Origin of the sequence: Vreelandella venusta (assembly GCF_015689495.1) — a bacterium.
In the GTDB taxonomy this organism is placed as follows: domain Bacteria; phylum Pseudomonadota; class Gammaproteobacteria; order Pseudomonadales; family Halomonadaceae; genus Vreelandella; species Vreelandella venusta.
In genome coordinates, this window is sequence record NZ_CP065135.1 from 3,512,637 (window position 1) to 3,534,112 (window position 21,476).

Annotated in this window: 12 protein-coding genes, 2 tRNA genes and 1 pseudogene; 6 read left to right on the plus strand and 9 right to left on the minus strand. The window is 52.3% G+C overall.

The window, feature by feature from the left end:
- The first annotated feature begins 107 nt into the window (after nucleotides 1-107).
- From IR195_RS16450 to IR195_RS16460, 3 genes and pseudogenes are all read left to right on the plus strand, one after another.
- On the plus strand, nucleotides 108-905 hold the full coding sequence (locus IR195_RS16450; protein ID WP_206048086.1) for an IS30 family transposase: 798 nt from the start codon (nucleotides 108-110) through the stop codon (nucleotides 903-905).
- A gap of 307 nt (nucleotides 906-1,212) precedes the next feature.
- A pseudogene (locus IR195_RS16455) lies at nucleotides 1,213-2,225 on the plus strand (IS630 family transposase).
- 491 nt (nucleotides 2,226-2,716) lie between these two features.
- Nucleotides 2,717-3,457, plus strand: coding sequence for a response regulator transcription factor (locus tag IR195_RS16460; RefSeq protein ID WP_206048087.1), 741 nt, complete (start codon nucleotides 2,717-2,719; stop codon nucleotides 3,455-3,457).
- A 114-nt stretch (nucleotides 3,458-3,571) separates the two neighbouring features.
- Here the strand turns inward: IR195_RS16460 and purC are convergent, their stop codons facing one another.
- The 3 genes from purC to dapA all read right to left on the minus strand — a co-directional run bounded on the left by purC (nucleotide 3,572) and on the right by dapA (nucleotide 6,279).
- A complete protein-coding gene (gene purC / locus IR195_RS16465) occupies nucleotides 3,572-4,285 on the minus strand; it encodes a phosphoribosylaminoimidazolesuccinocarboxamide synthase (RefSeq protein ID WP_206048088.1) in 714 nt (237 codons plus the stop codon).
- A 31-nt stretch (nucleotides 4,286-4,316) separates the two neighbouring features.
- The gene (gene bamC / locus IR195_RS16470; protein ID WP_125751302.1) at nucleotides 4,317-5,315 is read right to left on the minus strand and encodes an outer membrane protein assembly factor BamC; all 999 of its coding nucleotides are present in this window, start codon (nucleotides 5,313-5,315) and stop codon (nucleotides 4,317-4,319) included.
- 79 nt (nucleotides 5,316-5,394) lie between these two features.
- The gene (gene dapA, locus IR195_RS16475) at nucleotides 5,395-6,279 is read right to left on the minus strand and encodes a 4-hydroxy-tetrahydrodipicolinate synthase (RefSeq protein ID WP_089039768.1); all 885 of its coding nucleotides are present in this window, start codon (nucleotides 6,277-6,279) and stop codon (nucleotides 5,395-5,397) included.
- Nucleotides 6,280-6,745: 466 nt separating this feature from the next.
- Here dapA and IR195_RS16480 point away from each other — a divergent pair, with 466 nt between their 5' ends.
- Nucleotides 6,746-7,219, plus strand: coding sequence for a peroxiredoxin (locus IR195_RS16480; RefSeq protein WP_206048089.1), 474 nt, complete (start codon nucleotides 6,746-6,748; stop codon nucleotides 7,217-7,219).
- A gap of 109 nt (nucleotides 7,220-7,328) precedes the next feature.
- Here IR195_RS16480 and IR195_RS16485 read toward each other — a convergent pair whose 3' ends face one another.
- Together IR195_RS16485 and IR195_RS16490 are read right to left on the minus strand one after the other, a co-directional pair.
- A complete protein-coding gene (locus IR195_RS16485; RefSeq protein WP_125751308.1) occupies nucleotides 7,329-8,426 on the minus strand; it encodes an AI-2E family transporter in 1,098 nt (365 codons plus the stop codon).
- Entirely contained in the window at nucleotides 8,423-8,701 is a 279-nt protein-coding gene (locus IR195_RS16490; protein ID WP_206048090.1) for a sulfurtransferase TusA family protein, read from the minus strand. The genes IR195_RS16485 and IR195_RS16490 overlap by 4 nt, the downstream gene beginning before the upstream one ends.
- A gap of 183 nt (nucleotides 8,702-8,884) precedes the next feature.
- Between IR195_RS16490 and IR195_RS16495 the strand changes: the two genes are divergently transcribed.
- The gene (locus IR195_RS16495) at nucleotides 8,885-10,345 is read left to right on the plus strand and encodes a M48 family metalloprotease (RefSeq protein WP_206048091.1); all 1,461 of its coding nucleotides are present in this window, start codon (nucleotides 8,885-8,887) and stop codon (nucleotides 10,343-10,345) included.
- 70 nt (nucleotides 10,346-10,415) lie between these two features.
- Here the strand turns inward: IR195_RS16495 and nadA are convergent, their stop codons facing one another.
- The 3 genes from nadA to IR195_RS16510 all read right to left on the minus strand — a co-directional run bounded on the left by nadA (nucleotide 10,416) and on the right by IR195_RS16510 (nucleotide 11,944).
- The gene (gene nadA / locus IR195_RS16500; RefSeq protein WP_125751317.1) at nucleotides 10,416-11,444 is read right to left on the minus strand and encodes a quinolinate synthase NadA; all 1,029 of its coding nucleotides are present in this window, start codon (nucleotides 11,442-11,444) and stop codon (nucleotides 10,416-10,418) included.
- A gap of 290 nt (nucleotides 11,445-11,734) precedes the next feature.
- Nucleotides 11,735-11,810: transfer RNA gene (locus tag IR195_RS16505), tRNA-Lys, on the minus strand.
- A 58-nt stretch (nucleotides 11,811-11,868) separates the two neighbouring features.
- Nucleotides 11,869-11,944 (minus strand) — tRNA-Lys (locus IR195_RS16510).
- Between the two features lie 216 nt (nucleotides 11,945-12,160).
- Here IR195_RS16510 and IR195_RS16515 point away from each other — a divergent pair.
- A complete protein-coding gene (locus tag IR195_RS16515; protein ID WP_206048092.1) occupies nucleotides 12,161-15,349 on the plus strand; it encodes a UDP-N-acetylmuramoyl-tripeptide--D-alanyl-D-alanine ligase in 3,189 nt (1,062 codons plus the stop codon).
- Between the two features lie 154 nt (nucleotides 15,350-15,503).
- On the opposite strand, the gene IR195_RS16520 is transcribed toward IR195_RS16515, so the two are convergent.
- A complete protein-coding gene (locus IR195_RS16520) occupies nucleotides 15,504-21,452 on the minus strand; it encodes a BapA/Bap/LapF family large adhesin (RefSeq protein WP_206048093.1) in 5,949 nt (1,982 codons plus the stop codon).
- Nucleotides 21,453-21,476: the final 24 nt, after the last annotated feature.

The following is a 21,476-nucleotide window of genomic DNA, read 5'->3' on the forward strand; positions in this document are numbered from 1 at the left end:
ATGGGCGGTCTCAATGAGCAAGTGCAACACCTAACGCACTTGGTGAGCTATTGCTATAACTCACTATCACCATCTTTCCACCGAAGAACGCGCTGTCATCAGCGTTGATGCACGCGAAGCACTCGTCGCGTGACATCGCTCGCCACTTTGGTCGTTCTGTGGACACTGTATCGCGTGAGATATCACGTCACACAATCAATGCTCAATATTGCTACGACGCTAGCCTTGCAGGATTCCGTGCTCACGTAACCCGACGACGAGCCCGCCGAACCGCAAAGCTGCACCCGGATAGCCAGCTGTTCGAATTAGTGACTTACTTGCTGCGCAAGTACTGGTCACCACGCCAAATCGCACGAGACCATCTACAATGCGCTCTATGTGATGCCTCGTGGCTCTCTTTAAAAAAACTCATCGCTTGCCTACTCCAGGGAAACGGTAAGCGACGCCCCCGTCGCCGAGGAAATGACAAACACCAACAAATTCTAGAACTTGTGAGTATTCACATGCAGCCTCCGGACATTGAGGATCGCCTCATGCTTGGTCATTGGGAGGGTGATCTCACCATGGGAGCCAACAATCAATCCGCCGTCGGCACGTTAGTGGAGCGCACGATCCGGCTCGTCATGCTGGTAAAGCTGGATGGCACGACCACAGCAGCCGCTGCGTTGGGCTTTAGCGACAAACTAAATGAAGTACCGAAGGCTCTGCGTCTATCCACGACGTACGATCAAGGTCGCGAGATGGTAAAGCATGCAGAGATTACGCAGCGCACGGAGACCGCTATTTACTTTTCTGATCCGCACAGCCCTTGGCAACGTGGCTCTAATAAGAATATCAATGGCCTTCTGTGGCAATACTTACCGAAAGGCACCAATTTTATCGGTGTACAGCCAAGAGGAGCTTGATGCCATTGCTGACTCCTTGAATACCCGGCCAAGAGAAACGCAAAATGCCCTTACGCCTTTAGAAGCTCACGCTGATGTACTGAAGAAAGCAATACCTAGCACTCAGCCCCTACAATAGTGTTGCGCCTGGAACTTGAAACCGCCCTTTTTGAAATATTTGTATCTAGCTCATGAAAGCCATACCCATGCTTGAAACACTATTTAACATTGAAGCTAGCATAGAGCCTCCCCTTCCTCCACACTGCTAAGTGCCTGATTTTAAATTTTCGTGCAATGTTGGAGTCAGGTATCTCTAACGGATGGAACCATGTTAAAGCGTTTCGTTGCTCCCCTTACTGACTCTGAACAGCAGAAGCTATCTTCCGCCTATCACCACGGTGAGAAGCGTGCTCTACGCCGCCGTGCACATGCCATCCTACTGAGCAATCAAGGCCATACGATCAACCAAATTAGCCAGATACTGGAGGTCCGCCGCGACGCCGTATCACGATAGTTCAAGCAATGGGAAGCGTCAGGCCTCAATGGGTTGATCGACAAGCCTCGCAGTGATCGCACGCCCGCCTTGGACGAGAGCGACCATCAGCGACTTCAGGAACTCGTCGCCGAACAGCCTCACCAGCTTCGATCCTTGCAGGCCCGTTTTGAAGAAGAGACAGGCAAGACCGTCAGCACGGTGACTCTTCGCCGAGCGTTGAAAAAAAATGACTTCAGCTTCAAACGTATCCGGCATTCTCTCAAAGCGCTGCGTGACGAGACGGATTTCCGAAACACCCAAGGCCTCCTCAAGGTCCTCCATCAGCAGGAGGACCAAGGTGAGCACGAGCTCTATTACTTTGATGAATCGGTTTTTTCACAATCGTCGTCGATACCCTATGCGTGGAGTCCCATCGGGCAACCCTGCGAGGTGACCGCCTACTCACACAGCCGAAGGCTGAACGTATTGGGGTTCCTCAGCCGTGCTGGGAAACTGATCTACCACACCACGACTGGGTCAGTGACCACCGAGACGGTCATCGAAGCATTTGATCAGTTTGTAGCACAGAAAAAACCGATACTTTCGCTGTTGTGGTGCTCGACAACGCCAGCATGCATCGCTCGCAGGCCTTCAGGCGGAAAATAGTTGAGTGGATGTCGCACCGTGTGCATCTGATTTACTTATCGGTCTACTCGCCGGAGCTGAATCTGATTGAGATACTGTGGCGTCAGATGAAGTACGCTTGGCTGCCGTTGAGTGCTTACCTTTCGTTTGATCACCTCTATGAAGAGGTACACCGGCTATTGGGTAGCTATGGAGCTGATTACGCGATTAATTTTGAATAAGCACTTAACTAACATTAAAATTTTGGCCTTTAAACTCCCCTTATCTCCACTTAATAAGCACTAAGGAAGAAGAAATATATTTCAGCTAAAACCCAATTAACACTTTAGTCAAATTAAAAGTAAGCACTTACTAATTAACTTACAAAAAAACACCAGGCATGATAAAATCTCACACCACCTTAAATTACCGTTTTCATTAAACTCATAAATTTACTTTTCTGTTGACATGCGTATTCTGGACAGTAGCTGACCTGTAACGTATTTCGCTCACATTCGACGTTGATCATACCACTGCGGCAGCATCAATAGAGGAGAATTTTGGGAATACCGAACACTACAAAGAAGACAGTTAACGAGTTTTTCTACTTGCAAAGCTCATCTTTCAGAGCAACTATCAACTATGCTGCCCTGATGATTTTTTTTAGTCTAGAAATAGATTTGCAACCTACACTCCTTACTTTCACTGACGAGACCTGATTTGGGTACAGCCTATGCGCATTGCAGTAGTAGAAGATGAGAAGGTGGTGTCAGAGCGCATTGAAAAAGCGCTTATAGATGGCTTCGCCGAGCGAGGCATAGAGGCAAATATCTACTCATTCGAAACCAGTAAGGCTTTTATTCATACCGCTAGCCGCAATACGTTCGACTTAGTCATACTTGACTGGCACTTGCCCGACGGCACTGGTATTGCGCTGCTCAATTGGATGAAAACCTATCTACAGATTATTCCTGCTGTCCTGATGGTGACCCTGAGGCAGGAAGAAACCGATATTATTCAAGCCTTGAACGCGGGGGCTGATGACTTCATCAGCAAGCCTTTTAGACCGCGCGAGCTGGCCGCAAGAGCCTATGCGTCAACTCGTCGACACTCGCTACGCACACAAAGTGTTGCTCAACAGCAAACATTAGAATTTGGCCGTATTAAGCTCAATACCAACCGTGAAACAGCCTACGTAGATGGAGAAGAAGTCCCTTTGACGAAACAAGAGTTTCGCTTAGCCTATCTGCTGCTAAACCAGCTAGGCAGTCCTCTTTCCCGCTCCTACCTATATGAGTATGTATGGGGTAAAAGTGATCCGCCGGGCACTCGAACACTCGACGTTCATATTCACCGAGTGCGCAAAAAGCTTAGCCTAACGTCGGAATTTGGTTGGAACCTTGTTTCGGTCTATGGCTATGGCTACCGATTACAGGCGCTTGATGAAATGACTGCCGAATCTTCAGACGACTAAAACACACTATCAGAGTTAAATAAAAAAAACCCGTTTAGGAAACAGCTATCCTAAGCGGGTTTTTACTATGCGAGCGCATCAGCACAAACGTTTTATGGCATATACGCTACAGTATTAATCAATATGAATACCGATCCGTCGTGCTACTTCTTCATACGCTTCAATGACACCACCTAACCCCTGGCGGAAACGGTCTTTATCAAGCTTTTCGCGCGTATTGGCATCCCATAAGCGGCACCCATCTGGTGAGAATTCATCGCCGAGGATTATGTTGCCTTTGAAGACCCCAAACTCAAGTTTGTAATCGACTAGCAACATGTCGCCTTCGGCGAAAAGCTGCTTAAGCACATGGTTTACTTGAAAAGTAAGCGACTTCATTTTCGCCAGTTGCTCGGGGGTTGCCCAACCAAAGGTTTCTGCTAGCGACTCGTTAATCATGGGGTCCCCCTTTTCATCGTTCTTTAAGAACAATTCAAAGGTGGGTGGATTCAAACTGATGCCCTCTTCCACACCCAGGCGCTTAACTAGACCGCCTGCCGCAATGTTACGCACTACACATTCAACAGGAATCATCTCCATTTTCTTGACGAGGCTTTCCGTATCAGAAAGCTGCTTCTCAAAATGGGTCGGAACCCCTGCTTCTTCAAGGCGCTGCATAATAAAAGCATTGAAGATGTTGTTTACTTTACCTTTACGAGCCAGTGACTCTTTCTTTTTGCCATCAAAGGCACTGGTATCGTCACGAAAGTGCAGTACCAACAAATCAGGGTCGTCGGTGGTATAAACGGATTTCGCTTTTCCAGCGTAGAGTTCTTGGCGCTTTTCCATAGGGGCTCCGAAAGATTTCAAAAATTAAAAATTAACGTAGGTAGCCGGAGACACGCTCAAGCAGCTCGCGCTGATCATCAGCACTAAAACTACGCTCACTGGCATTTATCGCACGCAGAATGGTCTTATCGCCGTTAGGTTGAAGGGCAAGACGAATTTGCTGCGACATACGACGCACATCGGGGCTGAAAACAATTTGCAGAGGGTTGCGACCTCGCTCAGTCTCGGTCATGTACTCAACCAGGAACTCATAGTTTTCCGCTGAAGTAGCTAATAGGTCTCGCTGACCTTCGACACTAAAGTCGAGCTCAAGATAGTGATCCAGCTCTGCCCAAACACGATCAATAGGTTGTGGAATCACAACTTCCCATTCGTCGCCCTGCTGACGCATTTGCAGCGTCTGATCTTGTGCGAGTCGCTGTGCAGTCCAAGAAGATGCACTAGCAGTTGCACTGCGTGCGCCTAAGTACTGTTCTAGGGCATCAAGGCACACATCTACACTTTGCCCTGCTTGTTCACAGCGCACCTCGCTACTGCCCGCCCTGAGTGCGCTTTGTAGCTTCAGCGTGGCTTGAGAAGTCACTATGACGCCTTGGTTCGCATCACTTTGCTGAACACCTAGCTGGCGACTATTCGCGAACGCTTCTAACTGAGGCCAGACAGTTCCCGTATCTGCCGCGACCACCAACCAAGTCTGATCACCGACCTGACGACGCTCTACAAATTCAGGCTCTAAACCACTGCCAATTGTCAGCGTCTGGGGGGGAGCAATCTCGGCCGCTTCATCAATACGGCTGCCCTGGAGCGCCACCTGGGGCACCGGCATGGCATCACGATAACGCTGAGGATTGCGGGTTTCCGGCAGTACTAAGGGGGGGGCTGGAGTAGCTTCAGTATAATCCAAGTTGCGGTCGTGATAGTAACCGTCATCGCGCGCGCACCCTGCAAGCGTGACAGCCGTTGCGAGAGCCAGCGGTATCCATTTAAGCGCGCGTTTTTCAAGCAAACGTTTTTCAAGAACAGGGCTCATCAAGCCACCTTTACAGTCAACAGGTCGAGTACTCGGCGCATCAACAAAGTACGCCGAGTAGCAAAGGGGTTACGTCGAATTACTCCTCTACGACGCCCGCCAGCTGCAGCGCTTCACTGACAGTGGCGTGGTACTTTTCCGACAGCCAGGTCAACGGCAAACGAATCCCTGCGTCCATATATCCCATGCGATGCAGTGCCCATTTAACCGGAATCGGGTTCGCTTCAATGCCCAGATTTGTATGTAGCGGCATCAAACGCGTATTAATTTGGTGTGCCTTGTCCGAATCACCAGCCACAGCTGCAGCACAGAGTTCATGCATTGCTTTAGGCGCTACGTTCGCAGTCACAGAGATATCACCGTGGCCGCCCATCAACATAAAGTCACAGGCGGTAGCATCGTCGCCGGAGTAAAGCATAAAATCACTGCCCTTCAGGCGGGTGATTAGATCCTCTGCACGCTCAAGGTTCCCAGTAGCATCTTTCAAACCGATAATATTCTTCACCTCGGCTAGGCGTACTACCGTTTCATTATACAGATCAGAGCAAGTACGGCCGGGAACGTTATAAAGAATTACCGGCAGTTTGCTTCCTTCAGCCACTGCTTTGAAATGTTGGTAGAGGCCTTCCTGAGTCGGCTTGTTATAGTAAGGGCAAACCGATAAGCAGTAATCTGCGCCGACTTCGCTAGCGTAGCGTGCTAACTCAACCGCCTCTGATGTGGCGTTCGCTCCCGTGCCTGCAATCACTGGAATACGGCCATTCACCTCTTCTACCACGCTGCGGATCACATCAAAGTGCTCAGCAAAGGTCATAGTAGTAGGTTCACCCGTGGTGCCCGCTGCAACAATGGCATCAGTGCCATTATCGAGGTGGAAGTTCACCAGGCGACGAAGCGCCTCCCAGTCGATGTCGCCATTGACTTTCATCGGCGTCGCCAGGGCGACAATGCTGCCTGTGATCATCCGTTTTTTCCTCACCTGCCAAATTATAAAATTAAGCTACTGACGATATTCATTGAACATCGAGAAGCTTCGACCATAAGGGCTCTATTTTTAAGAGCTTGTCCACACGAACCTGTCCATACGAGCCGGTTCACACGAACCTTTCTACAAGCACTAAAGAGCTCAAGAACACACTCAAGTACTCTCTACAAGCACTCTCCACAAGTACTCTCTACAAGTACTCTGACCACCAGGACGAGCATATCGGGGCGATTTAGCCTACTGCCATTTTATGCCTTGAGCACTGTGTTGTCGTCCCAAGGGAGGCTACAGACAGCAAATGGTACTCAGGCGGCTCGAACCTGTACAGCGTAAAGCACTGAGAGTTTTCTCACTTGACTGATTCCTGGGCGCCTATACGCTTTGACATAATAGCGTTACTTGCGTGTAATCAACTAAGTAGACCATCTTAGCAAAGGAGCTCTTCATGTCTGTAACACTCAACCACCCGGTACCTGACTTTTCCGCCCCTGCCACTAGCGATATGACGGTGACACTGTCTGAGCTACGTGGCAAGCAGGTGATTATCTACTTTTATCCAAAAGCCAGCACCCCAGGATGCACTACCGAAGGCGGAGACTTTAGAGACCGCAAGCCACGATTCGATGCTGCCAATACGGTTATTATCGGCGTTTCTAGAGATGGTATCCGTGCTCAAGAGAACTTCAAAGCCAAGCAAGATTTTAACTTCGAGCTTATCTCCGATAAGGACGAAACCGTATGCCAGATTTTTGACGTTATCAAACTTAAAAAGATGTACGGTAAAGAGCATCTTGGCATTGAGCGCAGTACCTTCCTAATCGACAGCGAGGGTAAGCTTGCTCAAGAGTGGCGCGGCGTTAAAGTACCAGGGCATGCTGACGAGGTACTAGCAGCGGCAGAAGCGCTGCACGCCAGCTAACAAGGTCAAAAGCGCCGTCTCCTTAACGGGTGCAGCGCGAAGGGGCTGCGGCTGATTCGCAGACAACCTTTCCGTTCGCGCTGCGTGTACTGCGGTTAGCTGGTGACGTCTAATGTTCAGTCAATGGCAGTTGCTTTTCCCCTTCCCTCTCTGCCATTCCTCTTGGCCATGCATAAACCAGCGCTTTTAGCAGGGTGGCCAGGGGAATCGCAAAGAAAACGCCCCAGAACCCCCAGATACCACCAAAAAACAGCACCGCGACAATAATGGAAACCGGGTGAATGTTATTCGTTTCTGAAAACAGCACCGGTGCAAGCACATTCCCATCAAGTGCTTGAATAACACCGTAAGCGACAACGACATAAGCAAACTGCTCACTGATTCCAAAATGAAATCCGGCAACAGCCGCCACTGGGATGGTGACCACTGCCGCGCCAATGTATGGCACGAGCACAGAAAAACCCACTAGCACTGCTAACAGGGCGGTGTATGGTAAGCCAAAGAAAGCGAAGGTAAAAAAGGCGACCGTACCGACGATAATAATCTCTATCGATTTACCGCGTATATAATTGGCAATTTGACGATCCATCTCATGCCAAATACGCGTTAGCAGCGAACGCTTTTGCGGTAGCAGCGATAGCGTAAAGCCTACTAAAGACTGGCGATCCTTCAGCATGAAGAATACCAGTATCGGCACTAGCACTAAGTAAATAATCAACGACATAATATTGCCGAGTGATGCCAGTGAAAGCGTTAGTGCACGCTGTCCTAGCTGGCTAATTTCCCGGCTGGCAACACCGATCCAGCTCTGCATTTGATCGGGAGTGATTAGATTAGGATAACGAGCCTGAAGTTCATCTAACCACCCCTGGCCGCTAGCAAACATTCGCGGCGTTTCCTGAACAAGCCCGACAAGTTGATTCCATATCAGCGGCATCAAAATAAAGGCCATTGTTAGCAACACGCTAACAAACGCCACAAATACAACAATGACCGCTAGCAAATGGGGCACACCGCGTCGCGTCAAGGCACTCACTACGCCCTGTAGTAAAAAAGCTATCACCAGCGCGGTGAAGAACGGTGCCAGCATCCTGCCAAACCAAATAATGGCTGCAAAACCAGCTACCAATACCAAGAGAAGAATCAACGCCTCTTCGTCTGAAAAGTAGCGATCAATCCAACTTTTCAGAATAGTGCGCATGGTCATGAGTGAGACACCCCTGCTTTACATATCCAAAAATAGAACATATCGCCATGCTGTTCGCGCGCTTCTAGCACATGATCACTAAGCTCAGTGAACGATGCTATATCACGCCACGAACCAGCGTCAGTTGCTCTTACTTCAAGTAATTGACCAGGGGCCAACCCTGCCAGTGCCTGCTTGGCCTTTAATAATGGCAGCGGGCAGTGCAACCCGGTAGCATCCAGCACCATATCGGGCTTGATGCTAGCGTTTGTTCTGGACTCTGTGTGCTCGGACATACCCTCTCCCCAAAATGCCTGCTTGATCAACATACTTACTTGAATACGGCATTGTTACATAAACTATTTCTTTAAAACGGTCGCTTGAGAATTTGATTTAACGGCACTTACCTGCCTGAATCAATGTCACACCGCTGTTTGCTGCGTATATTACTTGAAAATCAGGAACACCATGAGGATGCCATGCTGCACCTTCGATTCGCACTTTCTCGCCGAGCCTACGCGCTAGCGCTCATGCTAAGCGTCGCCAGTGTTAGCCCACCCAGCCTTGGCTTCGACGATTATCAGCTCCCCAGCCTAGGCGGCGCATCAACCTCTGTCAGTAACGAGGAGTACCGCCTGGGGCGCGCTTGGCTTCGTCAATTTCGTGCCCAGGCACCACAGTGGCAAGATCCTATCGTCAATGACTACCTAGATAGTCTAGTTGCACGCCTTGCTCCCCACAGCCAGCTTGGCAACCTTCGCACAACCACCGTGATGGTTGATAACAGCTCTCTCAATGCTTTCGCGGTCCCAGGGGGTGTCATAGGTATCAATTCAGGGCTATTCGCCTTCGCTGAAGATGAGGGAGCCTTTGTGTCGGTCATCGCCCACGAACTGGGCCACTTATCTCAACGACACTACGCCAGGGGCAGTGCACGTGCGGAGCAGACACAACTGCCTGCAATGGCCGCTATGCTAGCAGGCATGCTCATTGCCGCTAGCGGAGGCGGCGATGCGGGCATGGCCGCCGCAATGGGTTCCCAAGCGGCACTAATTCAAGATCAACTGTCCTATTCACGGCGCTTTGAACAAGAAGCCGACCGGGTTGGCCTACAGGCAATGGCAAGCGCAGGATACAACCCAGATGCGATGGTGCGGATGTTCAGCGCTATGCAGCGGATGGCTCGGCTCCAGGGCGGCACGCCACCAGAGTTCTTACTTACCCACCCGGTGAGTGATAGCCGCTTAAGCGATGCTCAAGCACGCGCATCGCAGCTAAATATTGCCGACGCCTATACCAGCGACACGTTATACGACATGATGCGCGCCCGCGCACTCCTGAGCATTTACCACAACACACCGCAGCAAGCCGCATCTCGACTTGCTCAAGAGGATAGCGAAGAGCAAGCGCAACGCTATCTTTCAGCGCTAATTGCAGCTCGCAATGGCCAAACAGACAACGCACTGCGAACCATTGATCAACTGGCCCGTGAGCTACCTGACTACGGCATGCTACCTGCTTCTGCCGCCACCGTTGCGCTAGAAGCACACCGCTATGAGGAGGCTATTACCCGTAGCCAGCGCCTGCTGCGCATTATGCCTAACTACTTACCTGCTCAATTAGTGCTAGCCGAAGCCCAGCTCCAGCGCGACCCGCAAGCAGCCTATGAGTTATTGCGCGAGATGACTGCTCTGCACCCTGAAGCTCCTCAAGGGTTCAATCTTCTTGCCGAAGCGGCTGGCCGAAGCGGTTATGACGGCTGGGGACACTTAGCACGAGCAGAACACTTACAGCTAACAGGCAGAATTGACCGCGGTATTCGTCAGTTGAGCATCGCCAAAGATGCTGCTCAGCAAGAGAATGATCAACAGGCACTGGCACGTATCGAACAACGTAGGGAAGCGTTCATTGAATATCGCGAGGCACTAGGGAAATTTTGACGTTTCACAAAAACAGCCCGAATGCTGATCGCATTCGGGCTGCTGCTGGCGTCCATGGGGCATTTATACGCTAGGCATTAAAGCCCAGCATTCGTTCTAATGGTTTTAATGCCTGCAGACGCAGCGTGTCATCAACAAAAATCTCACCGCTACCGTCGCGCAACGCACCAGCCAAGTTATCCAGAGCATTCATCGCCATCCATGGGCAATGCGCACAGCTGCGACAGGTGGCACCGTTACCAGCAGTGGGCGCCTCAAAAAGTACTTTATCGGGCACCGCCTGCTGCATTTTAAAGAAAATGCCGCGATCAGTAGCAACGATCAATTTTTCATTGGGCAACGTCTGCGCGGCTTTGATCAATTGAGAGGTTGAACCTGCCACATCGGCCAATTTGACCACAGCATCGGGCGACTCCGGGTGGACCAGTACAGCAGCCTCAGGATAAAGGCGCTTAAGGTCTTCAATCCCCTTTGCCTTGAACTCTTCGTGAACGATACAGGCACCGTCCCACATCAGCATATCTGCACCGGTTTTTTTCTGGATATAACCGCCTAAATGCTTATCTGGTGCCCACAGTATTTTTTCACCTTTGGCTTGCAGGTGCTCAATAACGTCGACCGCAATCGAAGAAGTGACGACCCAGTCAGCGCGCGCTTTCACGGCAGCTGAAGTATTGGCGTATACCACAACGGTACGATCGGGATGGGCATCACAAAAAGCGCTAAACTCATCAGCGGGGCAGCCAATATCCAGCGAGCAGGTCGCCTCCAGAGTAGGCATTAAGACGCGTTTTTCTGGTGATAGAATTTTCGCTGTCTCTCCCATAAAGCGTACACCTGCAACCACCAGCGTTGTTGCATCGTGCCGCGCACCAAAGCGCGCCATTTCAAGGGAGTCAGCAACACAGCCACCGGTCTCTTCAGCCAGCTGTTGAATGGCATCATCGGTGTAGTAATGGGCAACGAGCACCGCATTATGTGCGTTTAGCAACTGCTTGATTTCGGCTACCCGAGCCTCATCTTCCGCAGGAATTCGGGTGGGGCAATATGGGCTGGGGAGCGGAGCGTCAAGCTCAGCTTGAGTAGTCATAATAGTCATCGTGTCTACCACTGTGACGAACAGGGAATCCCCCTGTTAAACACCGGTCACGGCGTGTGCACTCCGCAAACGCCGCACTCGATGCGACAAGTCGCTGCGTCTCTCGCGGTGACTCGTCGCTCTGCCCACCACTCGTGCGGGCAGCGCTACCGTGACATCATTGGTAGCTATAACCAAGACTATTGTGGTGTTAAATCGTTGCCCGCCGCAAGCATTAAGTGCGCGCTGGGACGGCTTATCACCGACATAGCAAAACGCCCCTGGCAGCAAGCTACCAAGGGCGTTAAATTTGGTGGGTCGTGTAGGATTCGAACCTACGACCAATTGATTAAAAGTCAACTGCTCTACCAACTGAGCTAACGACCCAAATTTTGCTGCGCACCTAGCTGATTACTTGGCGCTATAAACCTGAAACCTGTTCGAATGGTGGGTCGTGTAGGATTCGAACCTACGACCAATTGATTAAAAGTCAACTGCTCTACCAACTGAGCTAACGACCCCCTCGAACGGATGCATATAATACAGATCCCCCCTATGCTTGGCAAGTTCTTTTAACGCGGATCTACAACGCAGCTAATTAATCCAGAAAAAGCATGAATTGCGACTCTTCGATGCTAATGACACACACTAATTAAAATGTGATATTTAAGCCAAACATAAAGCGTTAACGCACCATACCCACATGTTTCCGCGACGTTAACAACGAGAAGCACAGCATGCGCCAGCAATCGACAGTGAAAAAGCCTACCTCCGCACGTAGTGCCCAACCCAAAGCCAAACCGCCTCAGGTACGCAGCTTCATCAATGAGCATCCCGCAAAAAAGCTCTCAGAGTTAATTGTGCAGGCAAAAGCGCCACTGGAAGCTGAGCTGTCGAAGGCCCACCTACCTGTCAGCAAACCACTTACTCTATTTTTATCATTCACGGATGGCTTGCAACGCGCAACCGTGGTGCAGTTTTCAGGCAAACATCTAGCCGAGGTATGGAAAAAGCTCGCCGACTGGCAACAACGAAAATTTAAAGAGTCACCCAAGGTACGCTGGCTACGTATTGATTGGGTAACCGAAACACGGGCCATGCCATGGGCCGACTGCCTAAAAGAGATACACAGCGTAAAGCGCAACTATTTCCGCTATGGCGTCTCTTTAGATACCAACTTCCGCTACGCCTTTCTTGAGCAAGAACTCAATGCCAACGCCATGCTGTACCTGGGGGGCAATCAGCCAAGGGCCGCACTGAACAAGAAAAATTTTCTCATCTATGGAGTGAAGCGTTACGGTAAGCACTTCTCATTACCCGCCCATCAAGATCAAGCCCTGCTGTTCACCACCCAAGCCATCTTAGTACAACCCGACCAGCCGTATAAACTGCTTCACGGCTATAGCGGTGGCCAAGAAGGTCGCAATACCGGGCGGCGGATTATCGAGAAGCTAGACCCCGTACAGGTAACGTCATTAATTCAGCAATCCAGCCAGTTCCTAGCAGAACAGGTCGATGCAACAGGCCGCTTTATTTATGGCATTCACCCCTGCTTCGATAGAGATATCAACGCCTACAATACGCTTCGCCACACCAGTACCACGTACTCTATGCTTGAAGCATGGGAAGTCACCCAAAGTAGCGAGCTAAAGTCAGCAATAGACCGCTCAATCGAGCACTTAACGAGCCAATTAATTCGCCAATATAGCTTACCATCGGGGGAAACCCTTGCTTACTTACAAGACAGCAATAACGAAATAAAGCTCGGCGGCAACGCGGTGTGCTTGCTTGCCCTTGTTAAGTACACAGAGCTTACTAATGATCAGCAATACTTGCCGCTTATGGAGCAGCTAGCGCTTGGCATACAGCACATGCAGCATCAGGCCACTGGCCAGTTCAATCATGTTTTAAATGCCGACGATCTCAGCATAAAAGAAGAGTTTCGCATCATATATTACGATGGCGAGGCCGCTTTCGGCCTAATGCGCCTATACGGCCTTACTAAAGATGAGCGCTGGTTGAACACGGTTGAAGAGGCGTTTGAGTATTTCATCGAGAAAGAGCACTGGAAAATCCATGACCATTGGCTTAGCTACTGCGTCAATGAATTAACGCTTTACCGGCCGGAAGAGCGTTACTACCAATTTGGCATCAAAAACGTTGCTGGGTATCTTGGCTTCGTCATTGGGCGTATCACTACCTTCCCAACGCTGCTTGAGTTGATGATGGCAGCCCACAAAATGATTACACGCTTAAAAGCCAGCGACCAACACCGACACCTGCTGGAACAGATCGATTTAAAAATGTTCTACCGCGCCTTAGAAACACGGGCACACTACCTGCTCAATGGGTTCTTCTGGCCGGAATTCGCTATCTACTTTCAGAACCCCCAACGTATCATGGGTAGCTTCTTTATTCGCCATCACAGTTTCCGCGTACGCATCGATGATGTGGAGCACTACTTATCAGGGTATGTTGCGTTCTTGAACCACTACCTAAAGGCGCCCTTAGCCCCTTCACCCGTTATCAACGACCGCGTTTGGAATGCCCATCACTTAGAAACAGCGACCGGGGGGCGCTGGCTTCGACGGCCCACACATGAGTGGTTTGCAAAGGGAGTTAAGTATTTCGCTCCGAGCGTTTGCGGTGGCGACCTCGTGGTTGTGAGAGGCGAAGATGAAAAGGTCGGCGTACTGCCAAGTCGCGTGAGCACCTTACCAACACCAGCGGGTATCATGGTGAGTTCATCCTCATCATCCGCGACAGCGCTAGAAAACACCGAACTCCCAATACTTGAGGTCGATAACAGTGGAGAGGCAATTTTAGCCCTTGGCCGCTATGCTCGAAATCAGCTGAGCGGTGTTGTTGTCGGAGTGACTGGAAGTTCGGGTAAAACAACAGCCGTGGCTATGCTGTCACATGTTTTAGCAACCCAAGGTGACGTTTATGCCAGTGCGCACAATGCCAATTTACCGCATGGCATTGCCTGGAACCTGACGTCAGCAGGATGGGATGTGCCACACTTAGTACTAGAGATGGCAGTCGGCAGAATGCCTACTAGTTCCAGAATGGCCCGGCCACATGTTGCTGTTTTCCTCAACGTCCATCCGGCGCATATAGGTAGTTCACACACGGTAGCTGATATTGCGCGTGTCAAAAGCGCCATTTTCGAGGGTATGTCACCGGGAGGGGTCGCTGTCATCAACCGAGATATGCTCGAGTTTGAAATGGTCTATTCGGCCGCCATTAAGAACAAGCAACGCGTCATATTGTTCGGCGAACACGAGCAGAGTGACATACGACTGATTAGCTATGACAACGCAACACAGGTTGCCACATTGTCACGTTACGGCGGCCCACAGGAGAGCATGAAAATTGGAGCAGCGGGCCATCATATGGCCTTGAACAGCCTTGCCGTAATAGCCGTCACTACGGCATTGGACTATCCGTTAGCACCAATACTAGAACGCTTAAAAACATTCCGTCCACTGCCCGGCCGTGGAGAGGAACAACTGATTCGTTTTAAGGGTCGCCAGTTTACGCTAATCAATGATGCCTACAATGCCAATCCAGGCTCAATGGTCGCAGCACTGGATCGGCTGGGACACCTCACTGTTGAAGGACAACGAATTGCCATTCTGGGGCAAATGGAAGACCTGGGACCATCAGCCGAGCACTACCACACGGCACTTTTAGAGGCTGTCGAGCGCGCTAAAATCGACGCACTGTATGTTGTTGGCCCCCATTACCGAACATTTTGGGAGCGTTTGCCTACTGCGCAGCAAGGCGCCTACGTGGCGTCTATTGAGGCATTAAAAACGGTACTGGCAGATACCTTCAACAATGGCGACGGTGTACTCGTAAAAGGCTCGAACAGCACAGGCATGCATAAAATCGTTGCCTGGTTGGAAAGCGAACAGGACTAATCATGGCCAAATACCGTGCGTAGCGACGCAGCCCATAACGGCCTAATGTTAAAGGCTGCTGATTGTCTCATGGATAATTTCAATTAACTGCAAAACAACGCCGGGCCCGAAGGCCCGGCGTTGTTTTGCAGTGATTCCACTATTAGACTCCCCATCAGACCATAAGCGTCTGATCAAACTCGTCGTCAAGCGGGTTCTGCGGCTCAGAGAAATCACCCATTGCCATCTCCTCAACGCCATCAGTACCACTCGTTACCTGCTCCTCCTCTTCGTTACTGTCCTCAGATTCAGGGAATACCAGCTCTTCGCTGCCATCACCAAAGTCCATATCGCTAAGGCTGAAGGTACTCAGCGCAGCAATGCCTACATCGTCGAGTTGGCTCGCCTCCCCGTCGACCGCTTTAAGCTCAATGGTCAGCGTAGCCTCCCCACTCGTACTGCCGTTAGGGTGGGTAAGCTGGTAGACAAACACCTCCGAGTGCGGCTCAGTGAAGTGCTCCAGATCACCGTTTGGCGTGTAGCTATAGTTGCCGTTGGCATCCACGGTCAGGGAGCCATAATCTCCTTCGATCGTTATCGGCTCAACACCGATCTCAACATAGTCCCCCGTATCCGGCTCAAGGATCTCCAAGCCTGCGCCTATCGCCTCATCGTTATCCAACAGATTGCCCGATACCGGTACGAAAGCGGACTCGAACTGATCAAGATAGGTAGCGGCAAAGCTACCATCGATGTTGACATCCGCTGTTACACCAGTGATCTGTGAATGGACTCGATAAGTTCCGGGGTCGAGATCCAGTCCAGCAATATCGATACTGGCTACTTCATTAGCCACACCCACCAAGTTGCCGAACTCTTGAGAGTAAACCGTTTCCCAATTTTCGTTATCGTCAAGCCGCTGGATGTTAAGGTTGCCACCGCCAAGAAGATTAACCGACGAAGAAGCGATAACGACGCCTGAAAGCTCCATATTAGGCTCGATCTCGAATTCTTCACCTACATAGGGTGAGTTCAAGACTAGCAGAATGGAGCTGGCCGACCCCTCATCCTGGTGGAAGTCGTTATCGGTAACGTTTGTCCATTCGATATCGATGGTGGCGGTATCATCACTAGCCGAGAACGGAATTTCGCCCTCGATCGTAACAGTGAGCTCCGCCTCTGCCTGGCTGTCGCCATCGGATACCGTGTAGGTAAACGTCTCCTGCTGGTTTAGCGAGGCGATATCTCCATTGGCGGTATAGGTGTAGCTGCCATCCTCATTGATCACCAGATCACCGTAGAGCCCCGCAATGGTTGCCGTGCCAGCCTCCAATTGCACGGTTTGCCCGCTGCTATTGGCGACTTCCGTTATCACACTGCCAACGACCCCAGCCCCCGTGTCCACGGTGCCTTCAGCGATACCGTCGCCCTCCAGGCCGTGCTCGGTCAGCGTAGTGGTAATTTCAGTCTGCTCGAGCAGCGTCAGGGTCTCGGTGAGCAAGGCATCGGCAACCGCATCGAGCACATCATCGACCAGGTAGGTCAAACCAAGGTCGTTCAAACCCTCGACGATAACATCGACCAGCTCTCCAGCCCCGAGCTCCGTCGAAGTGTTCAGCACTGGCTCAAGTATTAAATCGACGACGATATCGCCTAAGCCAAGGCTCAGAAGGTCAAGAACAGGAACAGTGCCATTCAGGCCATCCCGCACAGCATCCAGCACCACCGCTTGGTTTTCTTCACCCAGCACAACACCGCTATCGCCCAACTCCGACAGAGTGAGATCGCCGACCAGTTGGTTCAATGCACTCTCATCGCTGCGCACAATAACCTGATACTGCCCAGGTTCCAGCCCGGTCACCGTTGTGGTTAGCGCTCCGTCATCCGTTAGCCCCAATATACCCAGGCCGGCCACATCACCGACCAAGGGACTGTCCGCGGTGGCTGCGGTGTGCACGAGATTACCGCCTGCATCGTAGACATCGACACGGAAGGCACCGGCCACTGCCAATAGCCCAACCTGACTGACCTCGACCTCCAGATCCCCAGAGAAGGCGTTGAAGTCCTCATTGTTTCCAACAATCACGGTGGTGCCCGCATCTTCTGGGAAGCTATCCAGCAGATCGATAACCTGCACCTCAGAGGTACTATCCGGCGTGTAGTCCAGGCTGGTCTGGTTGCCTAGATTAGCGGTTGCCTCACCATCTATTAGCGCTGTGGCACTGGCAGTACCGGGGTCGGATACGTTGCCCACAGAATCGGCCAAGTGGGCCGTGACTTCCAGGGTCCCACCACCCTCCGGCGCTTCAACCTCGGTCACTACTTCCTCAGCGTTGATGTGCTCCTCTGTCAAGGTGGTTTCCACACCATTGACGGTCAGAGTGTCACCGATCTCGGCGTTGGTGTCGGTCAGGTCGATGGTGACTTCGACATTGCCATCCTCATCAAGATCATCGGTGGTAAGGAAGGCATCACCATTGCCAATGGTCACGCCCGGCAGGCTTGGTGCGGTGGCATCCGGTGCGGTCGTAGTGGTTGGCTCGGATTCGTTACCTGAACCATCAGTGGACGTCACCGTTACCTCTTCACCGTCGGCCAGGGCCGGATCAAGTTCCACGCTATAGCTGCCGGTTTCCGCATCGGCGGTGGCGGTACCCAGCACGTTGTCATCTCCGTCATATACCGTGACCGTGCTGCTCGGCTCGGCGTCACCGGTGACCATATCGCCGTCAGCGTTGAACTCGGCAGTAGGCGCATCCGGAGCGGTGGTATCCGGTGCGGTCGCAGTGGTTGGCTCGGACTCGTTGCCTGAACCATCCGTGGCCGTCACCGTTACCTCTTCACCGTCGGCCAGGGCCGGATCAAGTTCCACGCTATAGCTGCCAGTTTCTGCATCGGCGGTGGCGGTACCCAGCACGTTGTCATCTCCGTCATACACCGTGACCGTGCTGCCCGGTTCGGCGTCGCCGGTGACCGTATCGCCATCAGCGTTGAACTCGGCGGTCGGTGCATCCGGAGCGGTGGTATCCGGTGCGGTCGCAGTGGTTGGCTCGGACTCGTTACCTGAACCATCCGTGGCCGTCACCGTTACCTCTTCACCGTCGGCCAGGGCCGGATCAAGTTCCACGCTATAGCTGCCGGTTTCTGCATCGGCGATGGTGGTACCCAGCACGTTGTCATCTCCGTCATACACCGTGACCGTGCTGCCCGGTTCGGCGTCACCGGTGACCATATCGCCGTCAGCGTTGAACTCGGCGGTAGGCGCATCCGGTGCGGTGGCATCCGGTGCGATCGCGGTGGTTGGCTCGGATTCGTTGCCTGAACCATCAGTGGCCGTCACCGTTACCTCTTCGCCGTCGGCCAAGGCCGGATCCAGAGTGATGCTATAACTGCCGTCGGTTCCATCGGCGGTGGCGGTACCCAGCACGTTGTCATCTTCGTCATACACCGTGACCGTGCTGCCCGGCTCGGCGTCACCGGTGACCATATCGCCGTCAGCATTGAACTCGGCGGTAGGTGCATTCGGTGCGGTGGTATCCGGTGCGGTCACAGTGGTTGGCTCGGACTCGTTGCCTGAACCATCCGTGGCCGTCACCGTTACCTCTTCACCGTCGGCCAGGGCCGGATCAAGCTCCACGCTATAGCTGCCGGTTTCCGCATCGGCAATCGCCGTACCTATCTCTTCACCGTTTTCGTCATACACCGTGACCGTGCTGCTCGGCTCGGCGTCACCGGTGACCATATCGCCGTCAGCGTTGAACTCGGCGGTAGGCGCATCCGGTGCGTCTAAATCGGCGTCTGCATCCCCTTCGCCTGGCACATCGACTAGGGCCACTTCAGCGTTGATATTCGCGGACTTCACTTCGTTAGTTACAGTATCCACGACGTCCACTGTGAAGCTGTCCACACCTGAGCTACCCGCCTCTGCATCCGGCGTATATGTGTAAGAACCGTCGGTATTTATGACCAAAGTGCCATATTCACCAACGACTTCTATCTCAGCATTCACTGGCGTGAACTCAGTACCATTGAAAGTGATGGACTGAATTTCCAGATTGCCGGTATCACCGCTGGCGGCCTCATCAATAAAGTTGCCTTCCGCACCCTCACCAACAGTGATGTCCTCAATTTCCAGCAAGTCGGTAGCGGTAACGTCAAGGTCACGCGTGATGGCCACACCAACATTGATCAAGCTTGGGTCGGGAACCAGAGTGGCGCGATAGTCGCCCGCATCCAGATTTTCCAGAGTCACCTGCCCAGAAGTACCACCCAAACCAAGCAGACTAAGTGAAAGCAGTCCTTCGTCGAGATTATTCTCACCATCCTCAACACGTGCCCACTCCCCGTTCTCAAAGCTTTCAACGATCAGAACATAGTCGTCCAGTACACCGACCTCAAGAGCTCCAGAGATATCGATGTTGAACGTGGTCTCGTTGGTATTTTCATCCAGACTAAACTCGACCAGCGGGTGGTCACCAGAGCCAATATCCAGGTTGGCGAGTCCACCTAGAAGATCGATACCAAGCAAGTCGGACTGGCTATCGCTACCAGTATCCGGCGTTTCTTCAGGCTCATAGCTGATTTCACGCTCTAGATTCGCAGCAATATCGATATTGACTAGTTCGAAATCAGCGTCAGCGTCCGCATCGGCGTCCGCGTCGGCATCTGCGTCTGCGTCAGCATCGGCATCGGCATCGGCATCGGCATCGGCATCGGCGTCTGCGTCTGCGTCTGCGTCTGCGTCTGCGTCTGCGTCAGCATCGGCATCTGCGTCGGCATCCGCATCCGCATCCGCATCCGCATCGGCGTCTGCGTCTGCGTCTGCGTCTGCGTCTGCATCAGCATCAGCATCAGCATCGGCATCCGCATCGGCGTCTGCATCGGCGTCTGCATCAGCGTCTGCGTCTGCGTCTGCATCAGCGTCTGCATCGGCGTCCGCATCTGCATCGGCGTCCGCATCTGCATCTGCATCTGCATCTGCATCTGCATCTGCATCTGCATCTGCATCTGCATCTGCATCTGCATCTGCATCTGCGTCAGTATCTGCATCGGCGTCCGCATCAGCATCCGCGTCGGCGTCGGCGTCGGCGTCGGCGTCGGCATCGGCATCAGCGTCAGCGTCAGTATCTGCATCGGCATCGGCATCTGCGTCTGCATCTGCATCTGCGTCTGCATCGGCGTCGGCGTCGGCGTCGGCGTCGGCGTCGGCGTCCGCATCAGCATCAGCATCAGCATCCGCGTCTGCATCAGCGTCAGCGTCAGCGTCAGCGTCAGCGTCAGTATCTGCATCGGCGTCGGCGTCGGCGTCGGCGTCCGCATCAGCATCAGCATCCGCATCCGCATCCGCGTCAGCGTCGGCGTCAGCATCCGCATCAGCATCTGCGTCGGCATCGGCATCGGCGTCGGAGTCCGAGTCGCTATCAGAATCAGAGTCGCCATCAGAATCAGAGTCGCCATCAGAATCCGAGTCGCTATCAGAGTCCGAGTCGCCATCAGCATCCGAGTCGCCATCAGCATCTGCGTCAGCGTCAGCGTCAGCGTCTGCATCGGCATCCGCATCCGCATCTGCGTCGGCATCAGAGTCTGAGTCTGAGTCGCTATCAGAATCAGAGTCGCTATCAGCATCCGAGTCGCCATCGGAATCTGAGTCGCCATCAGCATCCGCGTCGGAATCCGCGTCAGAATCAGAGTCGCTGTTTGAAGAAGACGAAGAGGAGCCAGCTGCAGCAATGCCAACTAAACCAAGCATTCCTAATGCAGCTGCCAAAGTTGGGGAGCTACTATCTTGCACTTGCCCACCTGCTGCCACTAGGGTCTCAGAGAACGCAAATCCAGACCAAGGTATCTCGTATTGCCCCCACCAAATTACCTCTTCGGAATCCTTGAGAAGCAATTCCGAGCGTTCCCCCTCCGGGGCATTAAAAAATCCAGCGATGACAATCTGCTCACCAGACTTCAGGGTGATAATCAGATCCATTCCAGACCGATCAAAAGCAGCAGTTTCTTCAGGTCCTACAGAAATCGTAACGACGCTCGGTTCCTGCAAATCAACAACACTGCCTCTTGGTACTTCAACCGAATCACCACCCACTTTAGGGGTAATGACAATGAGTGCATTGTCCATGCTTCACCTATTTTCGTGTTACTT

Bases quoted from the DNA above. Each gene is read 5' to 3' on its own strand.
- IR195_RS16450 (WP_206048086.1), top strand. From the start codon at position 108: ATGCACGCGAAGCACTCGTCGCGTGACATCGCTCGCCACTTTGGTCGT.
- IR195_RS16460 (WP_206048087.1), top strand. From the start codon at position 2,717: ATGCGCATTGCAGTAGTAGAAGATGAGAAGGTGGTGTCAGAGCGCATT.
- purC (WP_206048088.1), bottom strand. From the start codon at position 4,285: ATGGAAAAGCGCCAAGAACTCTACGCTGGAAAAGCGAAATCCGTTTAT.
- bamC (WP_125751302.1), bottom strand. From the start codon at position 5,315: ATGAGCCCTGTTCTTGAAAAACGTTTGCTTGAAAAACGCGCGCTTAAA.
- dapA (WP_089039768.1), bottom strand. From the start codon at position 6,279: ATGATCACAGGCAGCATTGTCGCCCTGGCGACGCCGATGAAAGTCAAT.
- IR195_RS16480 (WP_206048089.1), top strand. From the start codon at position 6,746: ATGTCTGTAACACTCAACCACCCGGTACCTGACTTTTCCGCCCCTGCC.
- IR195_RS16485 (WP_125751308.1), bottom strand. From the start codon at position 8,426: ATGACCATGCGCACTATTCTGAAAAGTTGGATTGATCGCTACTTTTCA.
- IR195_RS16490 (WP_206048090.1), bottom strand. From the start codon at position 8,701: ATGTCCGAGCACACAGAGTCCAGAACAAACGCTAGCATCAAGCCCGAT.
- IR195_RS16495 (WP_206048091.1), top strand. From the start codon at position 8,885: ATGCTGCACCTTCGATTCGCACTTTCTCGCCGAGCCTACGCGCTAGCG.
- nadA (WP_125751317.1), bottom strand. From the start codon at position 11,444: ATGACTATTATGACTACTCAAGCTGAGCTTGACGCTCCGCTCCCCAGC.
- IR195_RS16515 (WP_206048092.1), top strand. From the start codon at position 12,161: ATGCGCCAGCAATCGACAGTGAAAAAGCCTACCTCCGCACGTAGTGCC.
- IR195_RS16520 (WP_206048093.1), bottom strand. From the start codon at position 21,452: ATGGACAATGCACTCATTGTCATTACCCCTAAAGTGGGTGGTGATTCG.